Annotated in this window: 20 protein-coding genes and 1 tRNA gene; 13 read left to right on the forward strand and 8 right to left on the reverse strand. The window is 67.0% G+C overall.

Going from position 1 to position 21,668, the window contains the following annotated elements:
* Window positions 1–108: 108 nt before the first annotated feature.
* Window positions 109–193, reverse strand: a tRNA-Leu gene (locus ATC04_RS07960).
* Window positions 194–383: 190 nt separating this feature from the next.
* Here ATC04_RS07960 and ATC04_RS07965 point away from each other — a divergent pair.
* The 4 genes from ATC04_RS07965 to ATC04_RS07980 all read left to right on the forward strand — a co-directional run bounded on the left by ATC04_RS07965 (window position 384) and on the right by ATC04_RS07980 (window position 3,421).
* On the forward strand, window positions 384–1,001 hold the full coding sequence (locus ATC04_RS07965; protein ID WP_047119388.1) for a response regulator: 618 nt from the start codon (window positions 384–386) through the stop codon (window positions 999–1,001).
* A 301-nt stretch (window positions 1,002–1,302) separates the two neighbouring features.
* Entirely contained in the window at window positions 1,303–2,562 is a 1,260-nt protein-coding gene (locus tag ATC04_RS07970) for an inorganic phosphate transporter (protein ID WP_047119387.1), read from the forward strand.
* Window positions 2,559–2,798 carry a hypothetical protein gene (locus ATC04_RS07975; protein WP_047119386.1) on the forward strand — a complete coding sequence of 80 codons (240 nt, stop codon included), beginning with the start codon at window positions 2,559–2,561 and terminating at the stop codon, window positions 2,796–2,798. The genes ATC04_RS07970 and ATC04_RS07975 overlap by 4 nt, the downstream gene beginning before the upstream one ends.
* 77 nt (window positions 2,799–2,875) lie before the next feature.
* Window positions 2,876–3,421 carry a dihydrofolate reductase family protein gene (locus ATC04_RS07980; RefSeq protein ID WP_047119385.1) on the forward strand — a complete coding sequence of 182 codons (546 nt, stop codon included), beginning with the start codon at window positions 2,876–2,878 and terminating at the stop codon, window positions 3,419–3,421.
* Between the two features lie 90 nt (window positions 3,422–3,511).
* On the opposite strand, the gene ATC04_RS07985 is transcribed toward ATC04_RS07980, so the two are convergent.
* The gene (locus ATC04_RS07985; protein WP_047119384.1) at window positions 3,512–3,997 is read right to left on the reverse strand and encodes a hotdog fold thioesterase; all 486 of its coding nucleotides are present in this window, start codon (window positions 3,995–3,997) and stop codon (window positions 3,512–3,514) included.
* 19 nt (window positions 3,998–4,016) lie between these two features.
* Between ATC04_RS07985 and polA the strand changes: the two genes are divergently transcribed.
* From polA to ATC04_RS08015, 6 genes are all read left to right on the forward strand, one after another.
* Entirely contained in the window at window positions 4,017–6,695 is a 2,679-nt protein-coding gene (gene polA / locus ATC04_RS07990; RefSeq protein ID WP_286158844.1) for a DNA polymerase I, read from the forward strand.
* A 108-nt stretch (window positions 6,696–6,803) separates the two neighbouring features.
* Window positions 6,804–8,102 carry a GNAT family N-acetyltransferase gene (locus tag ATC04_RS07995; protein WP_052772397.1) on the forward strand — a complete coding sequence of 433 codons (1,299 nt, stop codon included), beginning with the start codon at window positions 6,804–6,806 and terminating at the stop codon, window positions 8,100–8,102.
* A 5-nt stretch (window positions 8,103–8,107) separates the two neighbouring features.
* Entirely contained in the window at window positions 8,108–9,040 is a 933-nt protein-coding gene (locus ATC04_RS08000; RefSeq protein ID WP_047119383.1) for a polysaccharide deacetylase family protein, read from the forward strand.
* Between the two features lie 222 nt (window positions 9,041–9,262).
* Window positions 9,263–10,732, forward strand: coding sequence for a 30S ribosomal protein S1 (rpsA, locus tag ATC04_RS08005; RefSeq protein WP_047119382.1), 1,470 nt, complete (start codon window positions 9,263–9,265; stop codon window positions 10,730–10,732).
* A gap of 260 nt (window positions 10,733–10,992) precedes the next feature.
* On the forward strand, window positions 10,993–12,333 hold the full coding sequence (locus ATC04_RS08010; RefSeq protein WP_047119381.1) for a hypothetical protein: 1,341 nt from the start codon (window positions 10,993–10,995) through the stop codon (window positions 12,331–12,333).
* A gap of 33 nt (window positions 12,334–12,366) precedes the next feature.
* Entirely contained in the window at window positions 12,367–13,155 is a 789-nt protein-coding gene (locus tag ATC04_RS08015; RefSeq protein ID WP_047119380.1) for a PIG-L family deacetylase, read from the forward strand.
* A gap of 32 nt (window positions 13,156–13,187) precedes the next feature.
* Here ATC04_RS08015 and ATC04_RS08020 read toward each other — a convergent pair whose 3' ends face one another.
* The 3 genes from ATC04_RS08020 to ATC04_RS08030 all read right to left on the reverse strand — a co-directional run bounded on the left by ATC04_RS08020 (window position 13,188) and on the right by ATC04_RS08030 (window position 16,790).
* Window positions 13,188–14,828, reverse strand: a complete 1,641-nt coding sequence (locus ATC04_RS08020) for an HNH endonuclease signature motif containing protein (RefSeq protein ID WP_052772396.1) — start codon at window positions 14,826–14,828, stop codon at window positions 13,188–13,190.
* 88 nt (window positions 14,829–14,916) lie between these two features.
* The gene (locus ATC04_RS08025) at window positions 14,917–16,119 is read right to left on the reverse strand and encodes a methyltransferase (RefSeq protein WP_082123920.1); all 1,203 of its coding nucleotides are present in this window, start codon (window positions 16,117–16,119) and stop codon (window positions 14,917–14,919) included.
* The gene (locus ATC04_RS08030; protein WP_047119379.1) at window positions 16,116–16,790 is read right to left on the reverse strand and encodes a YigZ family protein; all 675 of its coding nucleotides are present in this window, start codon (window positions 16,788–16,790) and stop codon (window positions 16,116–16,118) included. The genes ATC04_RS08025 and ATC04_RS08030 overlap by 4 nt, the downstream gene beginning before the upstream one ends.
* 230 nt (window positions 16,791–17,020) lie before the next feature.
* On the opposite strand from ATC04_RS08030, the gene ATC04_RS08035 reads away from it, so the two are divergent.
* The 3 genes from ATC04_RS08035 (at window position 17,021) to ATC04_RS08045 (ending at window position 18,713) form a co-directional block, all read left to right on the forward strand.
* Window positions 17,021–17,719, forward strand: a complete 699-nt coding sequence (locus ATC04_RS08035; protein WP_047119378.1) for a BTAD domain-containing putative transcriptional regulator — start codon at window positions 17,021–17,023, stop codon at window positions 17,717–17,719.
* Between the two features lie 152 nt (window positions 17,720–17,871).
* Window positions 17,872–18,462: a dephospho-CoA kinase gene (coaE, locus tag ATC04_RS08040; protein ID WP_047119377.1), complete on the forward strand. Its 591-nt coding sequence runs from the start codon at window positions 17,872–17,874 to the stop codon at window positions 18,460–18,462.
* A complete protein-coding gene (locus ATC04_RS08045) occupies window positions 18,462–18,713 on the forward strand; it encodes a hypothetical protein (protein WP_047119376.1) in 252 nt (83 codons plus the stop codon). The genes coaE and ATC04_RS08045 overlap by 1 nt, the downstream gene beginning before the upstream one ends.
* An 84-nt stretch (window positions 18,714–18,797) precedes the next feature.
* On the opposite strand, the gene ATC04_RS08050 is transcribed toward ATC04_RS08045, so the two are convergent.
* From ATC04_RS08050 to ATC04_RS08060, 3 genes are read right to left on the reverse strand one after another with little or no spacing between them, the layout of a single operon-like run.
* On the reverse strand, window positions 18,798–19,043 hold the full coding sequence (locus ATC04_RS08050; RefSeq protein ID WP_047119375.1) for a hypothetical protein: 246 nt from the start codon (window positions 19,041–19,043) through the stop codon (window positions 18,798–18,800).
* 32 nt (window positions 19,044–19,075) lie between these two features.
* Window positions 19,076–19,288 (reverse strand): hypothetical protein, encoded by a 213-nt coding sequence (locus ATC04_RS08055; RefSeq protein WP_047119374.1) that lies wholly within the window; start codon window positions 19,286–19,288, stop codon window positions 19,076–19,078.
* A gap of 35 nt (window positions 19,289–19,323) precedes the next feature.
* The gene (locus tag ATC04_RS08060) at window positions 19,324–21,045 is read right to left on the reverse strand and encodes a M6 family metalloprotease domain-containing protein (protein WP_047119373.1); all 1,722 of its coding nucleotides are present in this window, start codon (window positions 21,043–21,045) and stop codon (window positions 19,324–19,326) included.
* Window positions 21,046–21,668 lie beyond the last annotated feature (623 nt).

Genomic DNA, 21,668 nt, shown 5'->3' on the forward strand with positions numbered 1-21,668 from the left:
TCCTCCACCGGGTGCCGTCCGGCGAAGATGAGCGCAGCTGCCTTGGTGTCCGGTGACGCAAAAAATCCGCTGGCGGCAGTTGGAAAACTGCTGCCAGCGGATCTGCTTTGGTGCCCAAGGTGGGACTCGAACCCACACATCTTTCGATACCGCATTTTGAGTGCGGCGCGTCTACCGATTCCGCCACTTGGGCGAGCACAAAGAATATCCTACTTGAGCGTTCGCGGAATTCCTAATTGAGTTCGTGGTCGATATCAGCCCTGTTCCGTGCGCAAACCAGTAGGCTTAGAGGTGACACTGAGGCAACGGGGCTTCACGTACTGAAACCACCGAAATCTGCCGATCATGATGGCAGGCATTCTTAATACGAAGGACGGCGCCGAATGAGCGAGCTACCAGAAATCACCAGAATCCCCTCCGAGGCGAGCAGCGCGCCGCGCCGCGTCATCGTGGCCGAAGACGAGACCCTGATTCGCCTGGACATCGTCGAAATTCTGCGTTCCGAAGGCTACGACGTCGTCGCCGAGGCGGACAACGGCCAGAGCGCGTTGGAGAAAGCCCGCGAGCTGAAGCCTGATCTGGTGCTGATGGATGTCAAGATGCCGGTCATGGATGGCATCACCGCGGCCGAAGCCATCGTGAAGGAGCGTATCGCCCCGGTGGTACTGCTGACCGCGTTCAGCCAGAAGGAGCTCGTGGAGCGCGCCCGCGAGGCCGGTGCCATGGCCTATGTGGTCAAGCCGTTCACCCCGGCCGATCTGACCCCCGCGATCGAAATCGCCATCTCCCGCAACGACGAGCTGCGCGCGTTGGAGGAAGAAGTTTCCAGCCTGGCCGAGCAGTTCGAAACCCGCAAGCTCGTGGACCGCGCCAAGAGCCTGCTGATCACCAAGATGGGATTGAGCGAGCCCGAGGCCTTCCGCTGGATCCAGAAGACCTCCATGGACCGCCGCCTCAGCATGCGTCAGGTCGCCGAAACCGTCATCGATCAGGTGAAGTAACCGGCGGCAAGCCCGTAAACCATCGAAATGTGTGTCAGACCACCTGTGGTTTGACGCACATTTTTTATTTTCCGCGTCAAGCGCGCAATTCTCGATTCCGGTGTTTGCGCAGGAAGTTGCCGGTTGTTCACCTTCCGTTAACCTTGCGTTGCCATGGTGGACATGTTGACGAACCATTACATGGGCATAAGATTGAAATTACGCGCAGACCCTTGGTTTGGCGCGCCCTCCAACTTGCAACACGGATCGTCCGCGGTCCACGTAATTTTCCTTGCCGTTCGACCCCTCAGGCTGGTATTCAATGGATTTGACGCTTATCGTCGTCCTGGTCATTGCCTTGGCGTTGTTTTTCGACTTCACCAACGGTTTCCATGACACGGCCAATGCGATGGCCACCCCAATCGCAACCGGGGCAATCTCGCCCAAAAAAGCAGTTGCCCTCGCCGCAATTTTGAACCTCGTCGGCGCATTCCTTTCCACCGAGGTCGCCAAAACGATCTCCGGAGGCATCATCAACGAGGACCCCGCGACCGGGGTCGCCATCGGCCCGGCCATGATTTTCGCCGGTCTGATGGGTGCGGTGATCTGGAACCTGCTGACCTGGCTGCTGGGCCTGCCATCCAGCTCCTCCCACGCATTGTTCGGCGGCCTGGTGGGCGCGGCAATCGTCGGCGCCGGATTCGGCGCAGTGAACTACGGCGTACTGCTGTCCAAGGTGCTGCTGCCGGCCATCGTGGCCCCGTTGATCGCGGGTATCTCCGCGTACCTTTGCACCAAGCTGGCCTATGCGATCACCAAGCGCCAGTCGGGAACCTCGCCCAAGCGCGGCGGTTTCCGCTACGGCCAGATCTTCTCCTCCTCGCTGGTCGCGCTGTCGCACGGTACCAATGATGCGCAGAAGACCATGGGCGTCATCACCCTGACCCTGGTGGCCTCCGGCCTGCAGGACGCCGGCACTCCGGTGCACTTCTGGGTTGTCGCGGCCTGTGCGTTCGCGATCGCGCTGGGTACCTACACCGGAGGCTGGCGCATTATCCAGACCATGGGCTCGGGCCTAACCGACGTCAAGCCCGCACAGGGCTTCGCGGCCGAGATGTCGACCGCGTCGGCCATCCTGACCTCCTCGCACCTGGGCTTCGCCCTGTCGACCACCCAGGTCGCTTCCGGCTCCGTCATCGGTTCGGGACTCGGGCGCAAGGGCGCCGAGGTCCGCTGGGGCACCGCCGGGCGTATCGCCCTGGGCTGGCTGTTCACCCTGCCGGCAGCGGCAATCGTCGGCGGCCTGGCCGCGTGGATCACCCATGCGGGCACCGTCGGAGTCATCATCGTCGCAGTTGCCGGTTTGGTTTCGATGCTCGCCATCTGGGTGCTGTCGCGCAAGAATCCGCACACCCACGAGACGGCGATGTCCGACATCGACAACTCGGGCGCCGCAGTGAACATCCTGAGCAAGAAGGAACGCCGCGCGAAGGCCAAGGCCGAAGCCAAGGCGAAGCAGGCTGCCTTGCGCGCCAAGGCCGAACGCGAGGAAGCTGAAGAAGAGAAAGTTGACAAAGCATGATCGACTGGACAGCATTTCTGATCGTTGCCGTCGTCACCTGGGCCGCCGCCCTGCTGATCGTGGCCGCATACTCGATGGGTGTGCGATTGCTGGCCGTGGCCAAGGACAAGGGCGCCAACGTGGGACTGAACAAGTCCGGCGCCTACGCCTGCTTCACGCTGTGCGGGCTGATCGTCGCCTTCGGCGTGGTCCTGATCGTGCCGCAGCTGAGCGAGGCGATCCTGGGGATCTCCTAGGGCCACCGGCCTGACGTGCCGGGGCCCGGCGGACAACTGAATATTGCCTTCGATGGAGGCACCCATAGACTAGAGCCATGACAAGCTTCAAGTACTACGTGGGTGCCTCCATCGACGGTTTCATCGCAGATCGCGCCGGGGATGCGCATTGGCTCCAGCCCTTCTCCAAGCTGGCCGGAGTCCGCGAGCATTTTGACGAATTCTTCGCCGGCGTCGGCGCCATCGTGATCGGCGGCAAAACCTATGAGAACATCGCCCGCGATGTGGCCGAGGGCAAGCTGGAATGGGTCTACGGCGACAAGCCGGTGTGGGTGTTCACGCACCATGAGCTGCCGACGGTGCCGGGGGCGGACCTGACCTTCATCCGCGGAGAAATCGGCTTCTGGAGCCGCGACATCGCGCGCAGCGCCTCGGTGGGGGACGTCTGGGTGGTCGGCGGCGCCGACCTGGCCGGCGGCTTCGTCGAAGCGGGCATGCTTGACGAGCTGCTGCTGATCACCGAGCCGGTGCTGCTGGGCGGCGGGGCGAACATCTTCGGCCGCGGCGTGAACATGGAGCTGGACGGGCTGGAGCTCAAGGACCTGGGCGGCAACGTCTTCGCCTCGCGCTACGCCATCACCTGATCCGCCCGCGCCAGGCTGACTTCCTGCGGCATGACAGCGCCCGCCCCGGGTCCATCCGGGACGGGCGCTTTTTTCTGACCGGGACGTGACTTAGGGCTCGATGGGCAGCAGCATGTTGGTGATGCGCGCGGTGGCCACCCGTTTGCCGTCCGCGTCGCTGATCACGATCTCATGGGTGGTGCTGCGCCGGCCCAGGTGCAGCGGGGTACAGGCGGCGCTGACCAGCCCGGCGCGCCCGGCGCGGTGATGGGTGATGTTCAGGTCCACACCTACCGGGTTGGCCTTGCCTGCCCCGTGCAGGGCCGCGGCGAAAGAACCCAGGGTTTCGGCCAGCGCCGCCGACGCGCCGCCGTGCAGGATACCCATCACCTGGGTGTTGCCCTCCACCGGCATGGTGGCGCAGAGCCGGTCCACCGAGAACTCGGTGAATACAATGCCCAGCTTTTCCACCAGGGTGCCCACCCCATGGCGGGACAGGAAAGGCCACATTGATTCGGGGACCCCGTGGGCGGCCAGCTGCTGGGCAAACGGGTGTGCTGAAGATTGCGCGGTTCTGGAAGTGAAATTGTCGCTCATGCCAACTAGGCTTTCAGGTGTGAGCGAAACTACCAAACCGACGCCCACGTCGGACAAGACCCTGCTGATCATCGACGGACACTCCATGGCCTTCCGCGCGTTCTACGCGCTGCCCGCGGAGAACTTCGCCACGAGCACCGGTCAGCACACCAACGCCGTGCACGGCTTCGTCTCGATGCTGCTGACGATGATCCGCCAGCAGAAGCCCACCCACGTCGCGGTGGCCTTCGACTTGGACACCCCGACCTTCCGCGTGCAGGAATACAGCGAATACAAGGGCGGACGCAACAAGACCCCCGAAGAGTTCTACGGGCAGATCGAGCTGATCCAGCAGGTCATGCACGGGATGAACATCCCCACGGTGAGCCTCGACCCGTTCGAAGCCGACGATGTCCTGGCCACCCTGTCCACGCGGGGCGAGGAAGCCGGCTTCAAGGTCCTGGTTGTTTCCGGCGACCGCGACGCCTTCCAGCTGATCACCGACAAGACCCTGGTTTTGTACCCGAAAAAGGGCATCAGTGACATCCCGCCGATGGACGCCGACGCGGTGGAAGCCAAGTACTTCGTGCGCCCCGAGCGCTACTCGGATTTGGCCGCACTGGTCGGCGAATCCGCCGACAACCTGCCCGGCGTGCCCGGGGTCGGCCCCAAGACCGCGGCCAAATGGATCAACCAGTACGGCGACCTGGCCGGCATCCTGGAGCACGTCGACGAGATCAAGGGCAAGGTCGGCGAATCGCTGCGCGCCCACGTGGACAACGTGACCCGCAACCGCCGCCTGAACCAGCTGCGCCACGACCTGGACCTGCCGGTGACCCTGGACGAGATGGAGCTGGTGGCTCCGAACCGCGAGGAGATCGAGAACCTCTTCGACGCGCTGGAATTCAACACGCTGCGCAAGCGCCTGTTCGACCTGTTCGCCGCGCAGGAGGAGGACACCGCTCCGGAGGTCGCCGAGTTCGCGCGCGTGATCACCGACAACGCCGAATCGCTGGCAGCATTCCTGGCCGCCGGAGAAGGTGCGCCGGTCGCAGTGCAGCCCGGCGTCGCCAACGGCGAAGCCGTGGGCCTGGGCCTGTTCCGCGGCAACGAAGCCGCCTGGGTGGAGCTCTCCTCCCTGGACGAGGCCACCGAAACCGTGCTAGCGGACTTCCTGAAGGATGCCGACGCCCCGAAGATCTTCCACGACGCGAAGGTCGCCATGCACCTGCTGGCCGAGCGCGGGCTGGGCGTGGACGGGATCGCCGATGACACCCTGATCAGTGCCTACCTGATCCAGCCGGACCGGCGCAGCCACGAACTGGTCGACCTGGTGCAGTACCACATGAAGTACCAGGTGCCGGTGTACCAGGCGAAGAAGGGCGAACTGGATCTGGGGCTGGCCGGAGAACTGGCCGAACCGACCCTGGCCCAGGCGCAGGCGATCTTCGACCTGTCGGCCTACCTGGACACCAAGCTGGTGGAGAAGCATGCGGACAAGCTCGCCCGCGACATGGAGCTGCCGCTGATCCCGGTGCTCTTCGCGATGGAGCGCGCCGGCGTGGCGGTGAACCGCGCCCGCCTCGATGAGCTGCGCGCCCACTTCACCACCCAGGTGGACCAGGCGACCAATGAGGCGTTCGCCGCGATCGGCCATGAGGTCAACCTCTCCAGCCCCAAGCAGCTGCAGGTGGTGCTCTTCGAGGAGCTGGACCTTCCGCGGACGAAGAAGATCAAGACCGGCTACACCACCGATGCCGAGTCGCTGCAGGACCTGCTGGTCAAGACCGGGCACCCATTCCTGGTTGCGCTAATGGCCTACCGCGACGCGATCAAGCTGCGCCAGACCGTGGACGGGCTGCTGAAGTCCGTGCAGCCGGACGGCCGCATCCACACCACCTACGCGCAGACCGTCGCCGCGACCGGCCGCCTGTCCAGCCTGAACCCGAACCTGCAGAACATCCCGGTGCGTTCGGAGGAGGGGCGGCGCATCCGCGACGTCTTCACCGTCGGGGAGGGCTACGACACCCTGCTGACCGTTGACTACTCGCAGATCGAAATGCGCATCATGGCGCACCTCTCCGAGGACGAGGGCCTGATCGAGGCCTACCGCAACGGTGAGGACCTGCACCGCTACGTCGGCTCACGCGTGTTCAACGTCGAACCGGCCGAGGTCACTTCCGAGATGCGCTCCAAGGTGAAGGCGATGAGCTACGGCCTGGCCTACGGGCTGAGCAGCTTCGGGCTGTCCAAGCAGCTGAAGATCGGCGTCGACGAGGCCCGCAAGCTCATGAAGGACTACTTCGACCGCTTCGGCGCCGTGCGCACCTACCTGCGTTCGGTCGTCGAGCAGGCGCGCAAGGACGGCTACACCGAGACCATCTTCGGGCGCCGCCGCTACCTGCCTGAGCTGAACAGCTCCGACCGCCGCCTGCGCGACATCGCCGAACGCGCCGCGCTCAACGCCCCGATCCAGGGTTCGGCCGCCGACCTGGTGAAGGTCGCGATGCTCAAGATCGCCGACGGCCTGGCCTCCGGCGGCTACGCCTCGCGCATGCTGCTGCAGGTGCACGATGAACTCGTGCTGGAAATCGCCCCGGGCGAGCTGGACGCGGTACGCGAATTGGTGACCCTGGAAATGGGCCGCGCCGCGGACCTGCTGGTCCCGCTGGACGTCCAGCCCGGCGTCGGCGCCACCTGGCACGAGGCGGCGCACTAGCCCCCGGCCGCCACCGATTCCGATCCGCCGGGCCGCACCTTCCACCGGTGCGGCCCGGCGGTTTCGGCACCAGCCCACAAAACATCCACCAGCGAAAGGCCCGACACCATGAACCCTGCAACCCCCGAAGGGATCGAACTGGAATTCATCGGGTCCGGCCTCGTCGACGGCCAGCCCTCCGCGTCCTGGCTGCTGCTCGAACGCGCCATCGCCCGCGGCTTCCATGAATCCAGCGCGGACGCCGATGGCCGCAAGATCCTGGCGGAGCTTGACGAGCAGGACGAAGTGCAGTCCATCCTCGCCTTCGACCGCAAGGCGGCCGCGCCCAGCCTGCATGCCGCCGATCCCGTAGGCACCTATTCGTATTTTGCCGGCACGCTGAACGTCGGCGGGCCGCAGCTGCTGGAGGTGCACGAGATCACCTCGGTCACCGTCAGCCCGACCCACCGCCGCCGCGGCATCCTGCGCTCGATGATCACCACCCACCTGGACCGCGCCGCGGCCGACGGCGTCCCGGTGGCGGTGCTGACCGCCTCGGAAGCCACCATCTATGGCCGCTTCGGATTCGGGGTGGCCGCCGAACGCTGCCGCTTCGAGCTGAAGTCCGGGCAGGGCGCGCAGTTCCGTGCCCCGGCCTCCGGCACCGTGCAGGCCGTGGCCCCCTCGGCGATGGCCGAGCAGGTGGCGCAGCTCTACCGCGAGCACCACCTGGCCACGCTCGGCTCGGTGAGTAACAACTCCTTCGACCTGGGCACGGCCACCGGCCGTTGGGAAAGCTACGACAACCTCAAGCCGGCCGCGAAACTGCGCGGCGCCCTGCACTACGACGCGCATGGCACCCTGGACGGGTTCATCACCTACACCTTCGAGGGGTGGAAGCAAGAGGAGCCGGCGATGTCCATCGGCACCCTGTGCACGGTGAACGAGACCGCGCGCCGCGAACTTGTCGCCTACCTGTGCGACCACGACCTGATCGAACGCGTCACCGGGCGCGGCCCGGTGGACGACGTGCTGCCCACCGCGCTGCGCAATACCCGCGACTACAAAACCACCGCGCGCGGGGACCACCTGTGGGTGCGCATCCTTGACGTGCCCGCAGCGCTGGGCGCCCGGAGCTACCAGCGTGATGCGCGCGTGGTCCTGCAGGTCGACGACGATCTGGGCTACGCCGCGGGCACCTGGGTGCTGGAAACTGCCGGGGGAGTGATGTCGGTGCAGCGCGCGGACGGGGCCGCCGCCGACGCCCGGCTGGACGCCCGGGATCTGGCCACGCTCTACCTGGGCACGCGCAGCGCCACCCATCTGGCTGGCGCCGGGCTGCTCGCCGAGCACCGGGCCGGCGCCCTCGATGACCTGGATGCGATGTTCACCGGTCCGCGCACCCCGTACTGCCAGGCGGACTTCTAGACCCGATGCCGACCTTCGAACGATCACCCGCTCCCACCCGGCGCGGGGTCCTGCGCGGTGCGCTGGGTCTGGGAACACTTGCAATCGCCGCACTCACCGGGTGCGCACCCAATCCCGAAGCACCGGACCCGACCCGCGGCGGTCCCAGCGGGACGGACGCCCCACCCGCGCCCGAACCCTCGCGAAGCGCCTCCGCCGGCCCATCCGCGACGCCGCAGCCAAGAGCCGCGGCGGTCATGTCGCGCGCCGAGGCGGTCGCGAAGTACCACGGCCGGAAGCCCGGCACGTTCGGACTGGACGTCCCGGGGATCCAGCTCGGGCTGCCCCGCGGGAACAAAACCGCGGCGCTGACCTTCGATGCCTGCGGGGGACCGGGCGGAGCGTTATTCGACCCGGCGCTGATCACGGCGCTGCGCGACGCCGAGGCGCCGGCCACGCTGTTCGTCAACCAGCGCTGGGCGCGGGCCAACCGGTCCCTGGCCGCGGAGCTTGCCGCCGATCCTTTGTTCGAGATTGCCAATCACGGAACCAGCCATGCGCCGCTGGGCACCGCCGGGCAGATGGCCTATGGCATCCCGGGCACCGCGTCGGTGGGACAGGCCTACGACGAGATCATGGGCAACCAGCGCTACCTGCAGGAGGAGTTCGGCCTCACCGCAAAGTTCTTCCGATCCGGCACCGCCCACATGGACCAGGTCGGCGCCGCGCTGTGCCGCGACCTGGGGCTCGTGCCGATGAACTTCACGGTCAATCTGGATGCCGGGGCGACCTTCCCGGCCTCCACCGTCGCGGCGCAGGTCGGCGGCCTGCGCGCCGGCGACGTCGGGATCGGCCATTTCAACCGCCCGGATTCCGGCACGGCCGCCGGGGTTCGCCAAGGGCTCAAAACCTTGCAGGATGCCGGAGTCGAGCTCGTACGGCTTTCCCAGGGCTGGTGAACGGCTGCCCGGGCCCCGCCCGAGGAACGCAAATGTAGCGAACCTCACAAAGCAGAGCTGCGGATGTTGGGGTGATCTGCTTTGCCTCGGCAAAGCCCAGCGCGTAGACTTGAACAGCGTGCCGTGGCCATGCCATGTCCGCAAATTGTTTTACCCGCTCGAAATTCCGGGACTTCCGGGGTTTCGACTGATCAAATCTATCCACATCGGAGTCCCTACTACATGACCATCACCTCGAACGAGAACAACAGCGCACCAGTTGTCGCAATCAACGACATTGGATCCGCTGAGGACTTCTTGGCCGCAGTCGATGCCACCATCAAGTACTTCAACGATGGTGACCTCGTCGAAGGCACCGTCGTCAAGGTTGACCACGACGAAGTTCTGCTCGACATCGGTTACAAGACCGAAGGTGTCATCCCTTCCCGCGAGCTTTCCATCAAGCACGACGTTGACCCGGGTGACGTTGTCACCGTTGGCGACAACGTCGAGGCCTTGGTCCTGACCAAGGAAGACAAGGAAGGCCGCCTGATCCTGTCCAAGAAGCGTGCACAGTACGAGCGCGCTTGGGGCGACATCGAAAAGATCAAGGAAGAGGACGGCGTCGTTACCGGTACCGTCATCGAGGTTGTCAAGGGTGGCCTCATCCTGGACATCGGCCTGCGCGGCTTCCTGCCTGCGTCGCTGGTCGAGATGCGTCGCGTTCGCGACCTGGCCCCATACATCGGCCAGGAAATCGAAGCCAAGATCATCGAGCTGGACAAGAACCGCAACAACGTTGTGCTGTCCCGTCGTGCATGGCTCGAGCAGACCCAGTCCGAGGTCCGCTCGACCTTCCTCAACAAGCTGGAAAAGGGCCAGGTTCGTCCGGGCGTTGTTTCCTCCATCGTCAACTTCGGTGCATTCGTGGACCTGGGCGGCGTAGACGGCCTGGTACACGTTTCCGAGCTGTCCTGGAAGCACATCGACCACCCATCCGAGGTTGTCGAGGTTGGCCAGGAAGTCACCGTCGAGGTTCTGGAAGTCGATCTGGACCGCGAGCGCGTTTCCCTGTCGCTGAAGGCTACCCAGGAAGATCCATGGCAGACCTTCGCCCGCACCCACGCACTGGGTCAGGTTGTACCGGGCAAGGTCACCAAGCTGGTTCCATTCGGTGCGTTCGTTCGCGTCGAAGACGGCATCGAAGGCCTGGTTCACATCTCCGAGCTGGCAGTTCGCCACGTTGAGCTGGCCGAGCAGGTTGTCTCCGTGGGCGACGAGCTGTTCGTCAAGGTCATCGACATCGACCTGGAGCGCCGCCGCATCTCGCTGTCGCTCAAGCAGGCCAATGAAGGCGTGGATCCAGAGGGCACCGAGTTCGACCCAGCACTCTATGGCATGGCTGCAGAGTACGACGAGGCCGGCAACTACAAGTACCCAGAGGGCTTCGACCCAGAGTCGAACGAATGGCTTGAAGGCTTCGAGACCCAGCGCGCTGCATGGGAAGCACAGTACGCTGCTGCCCAGGAGCGTTGGGAAGCCCACAAGAAGCAGGTTGCTGCCGCAATCACCGCCGATGCAGAAGCAGAGCCTGCTGCTGCCGGCGAGGCTGCCCCAGCATCGTACTCGTCGGAGGCTCCAGCCACCGACGCCGGCACCCTGGCTTCCGACGAAGCACTGGCTGCTCTGCGCGAGAAGCTGACCGGCAACTAATTTCGCTTCTCCCGCTGCGGCGGGGTGAACGAAAGCGTTTGCTGTGCAAGGCCCAACCCGTTTCGGGTTGGGCCTTGCCCCATTTAACCGCCGGCTCCGCCCGGCCGGCCCAGACCGCGTCATCATTAGTGCTGATCCGCGCACTTCCAGATCGCTCCCGCGGTGGACTCCCGATAATAGATCCGATCGGTAGTCTAAACCCAAGAGCGGTTTCCCGACTCCGGCAACGGCCGGATCGCCGGTCCGAAGGAGTGCGCAAAATGCAGATGGCGAACCAGGCCGCGTCCGGGTCCACGTCGCACAAGAACATCCCGTTCTGTTCGCTGCGCGAGGACGAGTGGGCGCAGGTACCGCGTACCATCCCGGACCTGTGGCTGGGCGTCGGCGTCTGGGTCCCGCTGGGGGCCCTGTTGCTCTACCTCATCCGCTTCGCGCCGCAGCCCCTGGTTTTGGGCAGCTGGGCGCCAATCCTGCTGAGTTACTCGTTTTTCATCGGGGTCATCGTGCTGCTCGGCGGGGCCGGCCGGCACGCGGCGTGGATCGGGCTGGCGGCCGCCATCTGGTTCGATGCGCTGCTGGATCCGACAGGAACCGAGCAGCAAGTGCTGTATGCCGCCATGGGCTACTTCGGCCTGCTGGCGATCGCGGGACTGATCGGCCAGCTGAGATTTGCGGCATTGCTGACGACCTGGCACCGGCAAGCGCAGGGAAGCGTGCAGGTACCCTCGAACGCGCTCAAGCCGCTGGGCTACAGCCAGCTGATCCCCACTTGGATGTGGGGCCTGACCAGTGCCATCGTAGTTTGGCCGCTGCTCAAGGCAGGCTGGAAATTCTTCACCGTCGCCGACATGGACTTCGCCGCGGTTGACGCTGAGCTGTACTACGAACTAGGCGTGGGGCTCGGGGTGATGGCCCTGGTCCAGTTAGTCGGCCTCTTCAAGTGGTTCGAATCCCGTAGTGTTCCGCTGATGGCGCTGGAGATCCCGGTGGTACCCGAAACCGGGCCGCTGGGCTTCATCGGCGTGGGCAATGGGCTGCCGGCGTCCCAGGTACAGCCCGCGCAGTGCACCTGCGCCCAGGATGAGGCCAACAACCAGGCCGAGGACTTCAAGCATCCCGGCTGGTTTCGGGTGTCCGACCAGTGCGCGGTCCACGGCATCCGCGCCGTCAACGAGCTTTCCGCGGGGCAACTCCTGGAGATCGCGCAGGAGCCGTGGGTGTACGGAGCGAATGTGGAGGCACTGCCGTGCGCGGGCACCGGGCGTATGGTCATCTCCGGGTTGTACGGCTGGGGCGCGAAGCCGGTCCGGCTGGGCATTCGCAGCTTCTTCAGCGGCGGCCTCCAGACCGGGGCGCATCTGCTGCCCGGCACGGCGCGCGAACCGCTGCGCCGCGCCACGCGCAGCATCAGGTGGGTGGATCCGAGGGGCAACGCCCTGGCCCCGGAAGCGCTCGATGCCGCTTCGGAACGGGTCATCGACCGGATCAATCTGGCGCCGGTGGGCCTGCGCGGGCATGCCGTGCGCGTGGCAGGCCAACGGGTCCGCTTCGAGGCGGCCGATGCGCGGATACCGGCTGAACGGGACGCCGCGAGATCCTAGCATCGTGATCCCGCGCGGATTTATCATGCTTGCATGAGCGAACCGCATTCGATCGCCGTGATCGTCGCCCACCCGGACGACGATGCCTATGGGTGTGCGGGATCGATCGCCCTGCACGAAACCGACCCCGGCTTCAAGTTCATCCTGGTGATCGCGACCGATGGCGGGGCGGGACTGATCGCCGACGGCATCCCGGCGACCCCGGAAACCTTGGGCGCCTGGCGGCGCGGCGAAAGTGTGCGCGCCTGGCAGGCCCACGGGCGGGTGCCCGACCGCCATGTGTGGCTCGACTACGCCGATGGCGGGCTGCACCTGGTAGAACCCGGTGAGCTGGAGGACCGGGTGCGCCGGATCCTGCTGGAAGAACGGCCGCAGGTCGTGGCGACCTTCGGCCCCGACGGGATCACCGGGCACCGGGACCACATCGCCATCGGGCGGGCTGCCGACGCCGCCTTCCACCAGGCCAGGGAGGTCCCCGGGCCGGGGCTGCGCCGGCTGGTCCACGGGGCGGTGCGGGAATCGACCTTCCAGCGCTGGAACGCCTCGCGCGAACGTCGCGGGCTGCCGCCCTTCGACCCGGCGGTCGAATACCAGCTGCGGCCGGTGCCAGACAGCCTGATCGACATTGAGGTGGACACCACGCAGGTCGCCGGACGGATCCTCGCCGGGCTGCATGAACACCGCAGCCAGCGCCCGGTGCTGACCTACCCGGGCGGCGAAGCCGGGTGGGAGCGCATCGTGGGGCGGGAACCAGCGGTGCTCGCCTGGCCGCCGCGCCCACCAGGCGCACCGTTGTTGACCGACCTGTTCGAAGGGCTGTAAGCCCGGCACCGACTCCGGCACCGGGGCCGAGGCTAGGCGGCGCGGTGCTGGTTGACGGTGTTGCGCACCGGACGCTGGTCCGGGTCCATGAAGCGGGGCATGATCACCTGTGGCACCCCGCCGTTCGCAATGACCTTGATCAACCCCGCGTGCACATCGTGGTGGTGCTTCTCGCACAGCATTGCGCCCCAGTATACGGAGGTCACGCCACCTTCGGACCAAAGCCAGATGTGGTGGACGTTGCAGGACTCCGGATCGCGGGTGCACCCGGGCACGATGCAGCCTCCGTCGCGCACCGTGATCGCCAGGCGCATCGGCTCGGTGTGGTACCGCGCGGCCCGGCCCATGTCCAGGACCTGGCTCTTGCCGCCGAGCACCAGCGGGATGATTTTCGCCTCGGCCAGTGTGCGGCGCAGCTGCGCGGCGGACAGCTGATGCCCGTGCAGGGTGATGCCGTGGGTGGCGGCACGCTCCTCAAGCTCGGCCAGCGTGAGGGTGACGACGACCCGCGGCGCCACCGTGGCCACGCCCTGCGCCCCGTCGGTATCCCCGGTCCCGGGCAGCGGGTCCTGCCCGCCGGGTTCCACCAGCTTGCGCAGCCGCTGCGAATTGATGCGCAGGAAGCCGAGCAGGGCGTTCAGCCGGCGCAGCGCCACGGAGGGCTCCGGGGCAGGATCGGGCTCGGTGTGGGCGGCGGCTTCCTCGTCGGTCACGAAATCAGGGTGTTCGGGGATGGGGGCGGCGGATTCCTGACGCCCGAACGCGCCGAAAACGACGTTTGACTGACCTTCGCGCGCCTGCTGGCCGGCTTGGGTGCGCGGATTGTCCGCCTGCGCGACAATGGAGTCGAACAGCTCCGCGCCCAGTGGGTCCAGCAGCAGCTCGATGCAGGTCAACCCGTGGCGGGTGCCGCGACGGAACAGGCCCGCCAACGCGGCGGGATCCTCCTCTTCGGCCTGGGTGCGGGCCTGCTTGAAGATCTTGTTCACCCGCCGCTGCCGCGAGGTCGACTGCGGTTCGTCCAGGGCGTCGTTGATAAGCTGCTCCAGCAGCGCACCGGAGGCATCCTGCGCGGAAGCGGTGCGGGGGGCCGCGAATTCGGCGGCAGGTTCCTCGAACTTCTCCAGCCGGCGGGCGGCGGAGAGGATTTCGCGCGGGTGCTGGCCGGGATCCGCGAACCTGGCGGCCAGCCGGGTGAACTGCGGAGGGTGCTGCTGGTGCTGGTAGTCGAACTGGGCGATGACGTGGTGGGCATCGGCCATCCGGCGCCGCGCCTCGAAGAAGTCCACATCCAGCCAGGCGGCGGCCAGTTCCTCGGGGGAGGTGAAGCTGGGGCGGCCCTCGCACAGCTGCGGCGGCAGCGCCAGGTCGGATTCGGTCTCGCGCAGCGCGTCGAGCTCAAGCACCGACAGGCCATGGGCGGCGCTTGCCTCGATCAGGTGCGCGGCGTGGATCTGGACGCGCACGGATTCGTCGGCGGTTTCCTCCGCCGCGGCGGCCAGGGCCAGCGCGAAACGCGGATCGGCGGACGACGACGGGCCGCCGGCGGAGCGCACTCGGCGCAGGAGCGCGGGGATGAGCACGGCGAGGGCCAACGCGTCTCCGGCGCCCAGATCCGGCTGCTCCAGCCTGCGGGACAGGTCCTCGAGGACCTGCGTCAGTGGTGTGCTCATGGGCCCAGCATGCTCCCGCGCCGCCGGCCGCGGCGAGGGGCCGGCGAAAATGTGGATAACTATTTTTTGCGGGCTGTTCCCCCCGGGGTCAGCCCCGGCGGCGGGTGGAGGCGGTGACGGTGAAGGTCTTGTCGCGTGCCAGCTGGCGGGTGGGGCCGATGCGCCGGGCCAGCTCGCCGCGGTAGCGCAGGTGCGAATTGAACACGCAGAGCAGCTCGCCGCCGTCGGCCAGCACGCGGGCGGCGTCGTCGATCAGCTTTAAGGCGATGTCCGCGGTGACCGCATTGCCGATGTGGAACGGCGGGTTCAGCGTGATCAGAGTGGCGCTGGCCTCCGGCAGCCGGGACAGGGCGTCGTCCTGCACCGCGTCGATCCGCTCCGCCAGCTGGTTGGCGCGAGCGGCGGCCAGCGTGGAGGCGACGGCGGAGGCCGAGTGGTCACAGGCGGCGATGCGCAGCTGCGGGTGCGTGAGCGCCGCATAGATGCCGATGGAGCCGTTGCCGCAGGCCAGGTCCACCAGCGTCCGGTGCGCGGAGAGGTCGGGCAGGTGCTCCAGCAGCAGCCGGGTGCCCGGGTCCAGCCGGGCTGCCCCGAAGGTCGCGGCGCCCGCGGCCAGCGTGAAGGCGGTGCCGTTGACCTGGTGCTCGGCAAGCTGCGGGAAACGGCTGGCGGGGCGGGTTTCGCGCACCCCGCAGGCGGTGAGCACCCGGGACTTCTGCCTGGCCAGCGAGACGTCGACGCGCGAGAAGCGCTCGTCGAGCACCTGGTTCATCGAGCGGTTCATGTGCTTGATGCGCCCGCCGGCGAACACCTGCACCGCCGGGTCCGCCGTTGCGGCGATGGCGTCGGCCTGCTCGGCCAGCACGTCCAGCCCGCGCGGCAGGTTCATCAGCACGAGGCGCGCGCCGCGGGCCGCCTCGTCCAGCGAGGTGAACGCGACCCGCTCGGCCCACTGCGGGGCCAGGGATTCGAGGTTGTTCTCGATGGCGCGGCGGGAGGTCAGCGCGTCGGTGAATACACGCACCGTTCCGGCCCCGCGGGCCAGCGCCCCGAGGGTGAGCGCCCCGTAGTGGTCGCCGATCACGGCGAGCGTGCCGGGCCAGGGGGCGCCGAGCTGCGCCAGCGCTGCGGCGCAGGTGTCAAGCACCAGCCGGTCGGCGGCGTCGACCGCGAACAGGTTTTCCGCCTGCACGTCGGGCCAGCGGCTCAGCTGCGCGAGCAGGGCCCGGGCAGGGTCGGCGGGGGTCTGCGCGGGGGCCGGGATGCCGGCCGGGTCATGCTCGGTGCTCATGGAAGGTCCACCCATTTGGTGTCGAAGGGCTGCAGCCGGCCCGCGCCGGAAGTCAGCGCGGCGGTGAAGGCTGCCAGTTGGCCGGCGTCGTGCTCGGTGTCGTCGATCCCGATGTGCAGCACGGCGTGCGCCGCTTCCCAGACGCTGGGTTCGAGCTGGTAGCCGGCGGCACGCAGCTCGTTCTCCCAGCGCGCGGCCAGCGCGTGCGGGGCGGGCAGCGTGAAGATGCGCAGGCGCTGGCGCACATGCAGGGTCGAATGCTCCAGGGCCTGTGAGACCGAATCGGAGTAGGCGCGGACCAGGCCGCCGGCGCCGAGCTTGATGCCGCCGAAGTAGCGCACGCACACTGCCAGCACGTCGGACAGGTCGGTGCCGTGCCCGGTGTCGCGCTTGGCGAGGGCTTCGAGCATCGGGATGCCGGCGGTGCCCGAGGGCTCGCCGTCGTCGTTTGAGCGCTGGATCATCCGGTCCGGGCCCAGGATGAAGGCGCTGCAGTGGTGGCGGGCGTCGAAGTGCGTTTTGCGCAGCGCGGCGATGTGCTCGCGGGCCTGCGCCTCGGATTCGACCCGGAAGAGGTAGGTGATGAAGCGGGAGCGCTTGATCTCGACCTCGTGGACGCTGTCGCGGCTCAGGGTGGTGTAGGCCGACGCGCGAGAATCGGTGGAGTTCATTATCACCAGTTTATCGCGCGGCGCGCCAAGCGGTCCGGAAGCCGGTCCGGAAGCCGGGCCGCGGCAATAGTCCGCGCTGCACGATTTAACACGATGTGTGCACCTCGCAACGGTTTTTCAGGTTGATTTATCCGTGGTTTCAGCATTGACGCTAGGCCTTGGGGGTGGGAAAATATTCTCCACATGGGGCATCTACTGGGGCTGGTTTTGCATTGCTGGGGGAGTTGCCAATGGCTGCATCGTATGAAATTGAGCTGCTTGACCGATGGCGTCTGATTGCTGACTGCCAGCCGGTTAAACTGCGTTTGCGTGAACAGCGGGTACTGACCCTGCTGGCGGTCCATGGACCGGTCTCGCGGCGCCGGATGGCCGGAATGCTCTGGCCTGAAACCACCGAAATGCGCGCGGCCGACAGCCTGCGCGTAAGCCTGTGCCACATCCACCAGCAGTGCCCCGGGGCGATCCGCTGCGACGACGGGTGGGTGGAAATCGACCCTGCGGTATCCGTGGACCTGCACACCCTACGCCACCGGCTGCAGCACTTGTTGCTGGCCCCGGACGCCGACAGCCTGCAGGAGGACATTTTCCTGAACACCCGCCAGCTGCTGCCCGACTGGGACGAGCCGTGGCTGTTCGAGGAGCAGGAGGCGCTGCGCCAGCTGCAGCTGCGCGCGCTGGAGACCGCGTCGGCGCAGCTGCTGAACCTGGGGCTGCAGCATCGGGCCTGGCAGCTGGCGCAGAGCGCGCTGCGGCTGGATCCGATGCGCGAATCGGCTGCGAGCCTATGCGCCCGCGCCGAATCCGGGCAGGGCAACAACGCCTCGGCCACCGCGGGGCTGCTGCAATTCATCGGGCGGCTGAAGACCGAACTCGGGGTGGAACCGGGTCCCGAGCTGCTGCACACACTCACCCAGCTGCGCGGCGCGTAGCCGCCTAGCCGCCTAGCCGCCTAGCCGCCTAGCCGCCTAGCCGCCTAGCCGCCCGGCCGCCTAGCCGCCCGGCCGCCGCGGCACGGACGGTGCGCCAAGCCGCGGTGCGCCGTAAACCCGGTGCAGGCCGGCCCCGTACTAGGCTGGAACCCATGATGCATGTGGGCCTGACCGGTGGGGTGGCATCCGGTAAATCAGTAGTGGCGGCGAAATTGGCACAGCTCGGGGCGGTGGTGATCGACGCCGACGCGCTCGCGCGGGTGGTCGTCGAGCCGGGCACCCCCGGGCTGGCGGCGATCCGCGAAACCTTCGGCGAGCACATGCTGCAGGCCGACGGGACGCTGGACCGCGCGGCGCTGGGCGCTCTGGTGTTCTCCGACGACGGCGCCCGCGAAAAACTCAACGCGATCGTGCACCCGCTGATCCGCGAGGAAGCCGCCCGCCTGCGCCAGGCCGCGGCCCCCGGGGCGCTGGTGGTTGAGGACGTGCCGCTGCTGGCCGAATCCGGGCAGGCCGGAGCCTACGACGTGGTCATCGTCGTGCAGGCCCCGCGCGAGGAGCGCATCCGCCGCATGGTCGAGGACCGCGGCTGGACCCGGCAGGACGCCGAGGCGCGCATGGCCGCGCAGGCCACCGACGAGCAGCGCGCCGAGATCGCCGACTACCTGCTGGTCAACGACGGCACCCGGGAACAGCTGCTGGCCCGGGTCGAGGAGCTCTACCGGCAGGAGCTGGTGCGCTGATGCTGAAAACCGCCAAGTGGATCATGCTCGCCAGCTTCGCCGCCGCGCTGGTGCTCTGGCTGGGATTCGGTGGGCGCGGCGAATTCGTCGCCTCCGACGGGCCCTACTCGCCGGTGGTATATATCAGCGGCTGGCTGGCCCTTCTCGGGCTGGTGGCCGCGACCTGGCTAACGGTCGGGTTCTTCGGAGGGGCCATCCGCCGCACCGTGGCGCGCAATTCCATCCGCTACGGCATGAAGCGTGGACGCTAGGAAGCCTGAGACGCAGCGAGGCGCGGCAGGCCACGTGGCCCGCCGCGCATCATGCACTATCCCGGTGCGGAACCGGGCACCGGATCAGGAACCGCCCGGATCGGGCAGTCGGTCCAGCACCATGGGTTCTGGCGCAGCGTCCGGCCCTCCGGCGGCCATCTGGCCCAGCGCCATCGGCGTGGGCGCCGACCCCGTTGCGTCCTGTCCGGCTGCGGAAGCCGCCAGCTGTTCCAGCTGCATCGGAGACGGGGCCGAGGAATCCGCTCCGCCTCGGGAACCGTCCCCGCCGGTGCCGGCAACACTGATCTTGATCTCGTAGTCCTTGCTCATGTGCGTTTGCACCCCTTTCTTGGACCGTCGGGCTAGAGGTAGACCTGGGTGATGTTCTTCGCCGCATCCAGCACGATGTACACCTGCTTGCCGGTGGCCTTGGCCACCGAGAGCACCAGGTGGACGTTGGTCACCCCGTCGGTCGCTCCGGTCAGCACCTTGTGCCAGGCGTTGTCCGAGGCCAGATGGGCCCAGGCGTTCTGCGAATGGTTCGAGGTGAAGATCTGGTTGATGGTGGTCCACATGGTTGATCCTTCTTTCACGTTGCTCGTGCACGGTTTCACAGGTAGCACTGCGAGATGTTTGACGCGTCGGCGACGACGGTGACCTTCAGGCCCTTGGCCTGCGCCAGCGCGAGCATGGCCAGCATGTTGGTGATGCCGTCCGGGGCGCCGGTGGTGATCTTGCGCCATCCCAGGGTTCCCACGTGCGCCCATGCGTTCTGCGCATTGACGGTTGCGAAGACCTGGTTGACCGAGATGTTGTAGTAGGTGGCCGGACCGGTGTTCCGGGTGGCCACCGTCATCGAATGGGCGACCGCTGAGACGGACTCGATGTCCAGTCCCGAGCCGCTGCCGTCCCACCAGTTGCTGTTCGGCGCCGAGGAAGGGCCGAAGCTGGAGCCCGAACCCCCGTAGAGGTCGGTGGCGTCGCCGTAGTTCACCCGCCGCTCCAGATCGAAGCGGTTGTCCGCCTGCTCCAATGACAGTTCGTAGTGCTTGGCCGGGGTCATCTCCTGGTTGCTGTTGTTGCCGGTGGTGTCCACATGCCAGATCGCCACACCCGAATCAGGCAGCGAGGCGTCCCTGCCGGCCTGCTCGCGGTTCTCCACGATGAAGTACTCCGTGGCGCTGCGTGGATGCAGCAGGAACTCGTTGCGCCCTGCCGCGATGGTGTAGCTCTGCCCGGAAGCCATGGTGGTGGCCGCCGAGGACCAGCCCGCCGCATGCTTCAGGTAGGCGTCGACCTGGGTCGGGTTCTTGTCGTTGCCGCCGTAGCACATCAGCGAATAATGCCCGACGCCCAGGCCGACCCCGACGCTGTCGTAGTCGTACAGGTCCGGGAAGTCGCACACCATGTGCCCGTTCTCGTGGCAGAACGTGCGCAGCGTGAGCTGGTTGCCCAAATCCGTGATCTGGTAGTCGGAGAAGCGGCGCGTCGCGCTGAGCACGTACGGCGAGGCCAGCGCCCAGCTGTGCGGCCATAACCCTTCGCTCCACGCGTTCGAGCGCACCCCGGCGTAGAAGACGCTCAGCGCCTTGATGTAGCCGCCCGCGTCGGCCGTCAGCGAGGAGAAGTCGAAGCCGGCCGCGACCAGGCTGTCCAGCGCCTCGCGGATCAGCTCCTGGGCCCGGGTGCCGTAGCTGATGGCGGGGTCCGTGTAATAGGTGCGCGGATGCGCCGCCCGGTAGTAGGCGGCCACGAGGTTCTTGTAGGACAGCTTGCCGTCCGAGACGTCGCGGAAGTAGTCGAACGCCGATCCGTTGTTGCCGAAGCCGGTGTAGCCCGCCAAGTTGCAGAAGTCGTCGACCTCCTGCCGGCTGATCGTGGCCGGGAAGTCGCTGAAATCAATGAGCAGCACCAGCCCCCGGAAATTTCCGGTGGTCGGGTTCGCCGGCGGCGCCGCATCAGGGGAGGCCGACTGCGCCTTCAGCTGCGCCTGGGCTCCGGTGCGGCGCTGCATCCAGCGCGGCACCGGCCCTAGGGATTCGCGCGTCTCGCGGGCCTGCATGGCGCTGGATTCGCGGGTGATGCGCAGATGCTGCGGCAGGTTGAGTGTTTGCGGATCGGCGGTGTCTACGCGCTCGCCGGTGGGCTGCAACGATTCGCCGTTCTCGGCGAGCGCCGCGTACTGGTAGAAGCCGTCCTCGCCCTTGACGACGGTGTAGCCGTCCAGGGTTTCGAAGACCGCGTGGAACTGGTTGCCCCAGCCCTTGAGCGTCAACTCGGATCCGTCGGGGTTCTGAAAGGTGAATAATTCGCCTTGGAATGGGACTGGCATTCGGGTGCCTTCCTCCCTTGGGTGGCGTGGATTGGAATGGATCCCGCGCCGGCCGCGGCGAAGCGGCGGCAGACGGGACCCGCAAGGGCACAGCGAGGGGAGGTTCGAGAAAGCCGGCCCCCGGGTGTGCGTGTCAACGGCCAAGGGGACCGGGCGGCAATACATGCACCGGTTCGCCCCAGGACTCGCCCGTCCCCGGATGATCCGGCGGCGAACGTGCTGCCCCTACTATCGCGCGGCGAAATTACTGCGGTGTTACCCCGGCATTACCGCTGCGGCACCCCGTTGGCCACGGCGATCGTTCCATGCCCGAAACGGAGGGCGGATCGCAGCTTGGAGCAGAGCGAGGAGCACCCGAGAGCGGGATACGGCGTCTTTGCGGGGGTGTGGTTGCTCTATGGCCGGGTGGAGAGTCTGGGCGGTAGCAACCTTGGCCCTGGTTCACGCAGGTACCAGGTACTTGCCGCCGCCCAAGCAACATCTGCCCCCCCCCCCGAATCAATCAGGCTCAACTCGTCGAAAAGCGGCATCGGCGAATACCTGGTCCCGTTCCAGCAAGGTCTCGATCGCGCGAGCCTGCTGGACGGAGCAGGAGGAAGCCTCCGGCCGTGTCACCCCTTGCT

The sequence above is a fragment of the Arthrobacter sp. YC-RL1 genome (assembly GCF_001454985.1).
GTDB classification, from domain to species: Bacteria; Actinomycetota; Actinomycetes; order Actinomycetales; family Micrococcaceae; genus Glutamicibacter; species Glutamicibacter soli.

Coding starts and splice junctions, on each gene's coding strand:
- ATC04_RS07965 (WP_047119388.1), top strand. CDS start 384: ATGAGCGAGCTACCAGAAATCACCAGAATCCCCTCCGAGGCGAGCAGC.
- ATC04_RS07970 (WP_047119387.1), top strand. CDS start 1,303: ATGGATTTGACGCTTATCGTCGTCCTGGTCATTGCCTTGGCGTTGTTT.
- ATC04_RS07975 (WP_047119386.1), top strand. CDS start 2,559: ATGATCGACTGGACAGCATTTCTGATCGTTGCCGTCGTCACCTGGGCC.
- ATC04_RS07980 (WP_047119385.1), top strand. CDS start 2,876: ATGACAAGCTTCAAGTACTACGTGGGTGCCTCCATCGACGGTTTCATC.
- ATC04_RS07985 (WP_047119384.1), bottom strand. CDS start 3,997: ATGAGCGACAATTTCACTTCCAGAACCGCGCAATCTTCAGCACACCCG.
- ATC04_RS07995 (WP_052772397.1), top strand. CDS start 6,804: ATGAACCCTGCAACCCCCGAAGGGATCGAACTGGAATTCATCGGGTCC.
- ATC04_RS08000 (WP_047119383.1), top strand. CDS start 8,108: ATGCCGACCTTCGAACGATCACCCGCTCCCACCCGGCGCGGGGTCCTG.
- rpsA (WP_047119382.1), top strand. CDS start 9,263: ATGACCATCACCTCGAACGAGAACAACAGCGCACCAGTTGTCGCAATC.
- ATC04_RS08010 (WP_047119381.1), top strand. CDS start 10,993: ATGCAGATGGCGAACCAGGCCGCGTCCGGGTCCACGTCGCACAAGAAC.
- ATC04_RS08015 (WP_047119380.1), top strand. CDS start 12,367: ATGAGCGAACCGCATTCGATCGCCGTGATCGTCGCCCACCCGGACGAC.
- ATC04_RS08020 (WP_052772396.1), bottom strand. CDS start 14,828: ATGAGCACACCACTGACGCAGGTCCTCGAGGACCTGTCCCGCAGGCTG.
- ATC04_RS08025 (WP_082123920.1), bottom strand. CDS start 16,119: ATGAGCACCGAGCATGACCCGGCCGGCATCCCGGCCCCCGCGCAGACC.
- ATC04_RS08030 (WP_047119379.1), bottom strand. CDS start 16,790: ATGAACTCCACCGATTCTCGCGCGTCGGCCTACACCACCCTGAGCCGC.
- ATC04_RS08035 (WP_047119378.1), top strand. CDS start 17,021: ATGGCTGCATCGTATGAAATTGAGCTGCTTGACCGATGGCGTCTGATT.
- coaE (WP_047119377.1), top strand. CDS start 17,872: ATGATGCATGTGGGCCTGACCGGTGGGGTGGCATCCGGTAAATCAGTA.
- ATC04_RS08045 (WP_047119376.1), top strand. CDS start 18,462: ATGCTGAAAACCGCCAAGTGGATCATGCTCGCCAGCTTCGCCGCCGCG.
- ATC04_RS08050 (WP_047119375.1), bottom strand. CDS start 19,043: ATGAGCAAGGACTACGAGATCAAGATCAGTGTTGCCGGCACCGGCGGG.
- ATC04_RS08055 (WP_047119374.1), bottom strand. CDS start 19,288: ATGTGGACCACCATCAACCAGATCTTCACCTCGAACCATTCGCAGAAC.
- ATC04_RS08060 (WP_047119373.1), bottom strand. CDS start 21,045: ATGCCAGTCCCATTCCAAGGCGAATTATTCACCTTTCAGAACCCCGAC.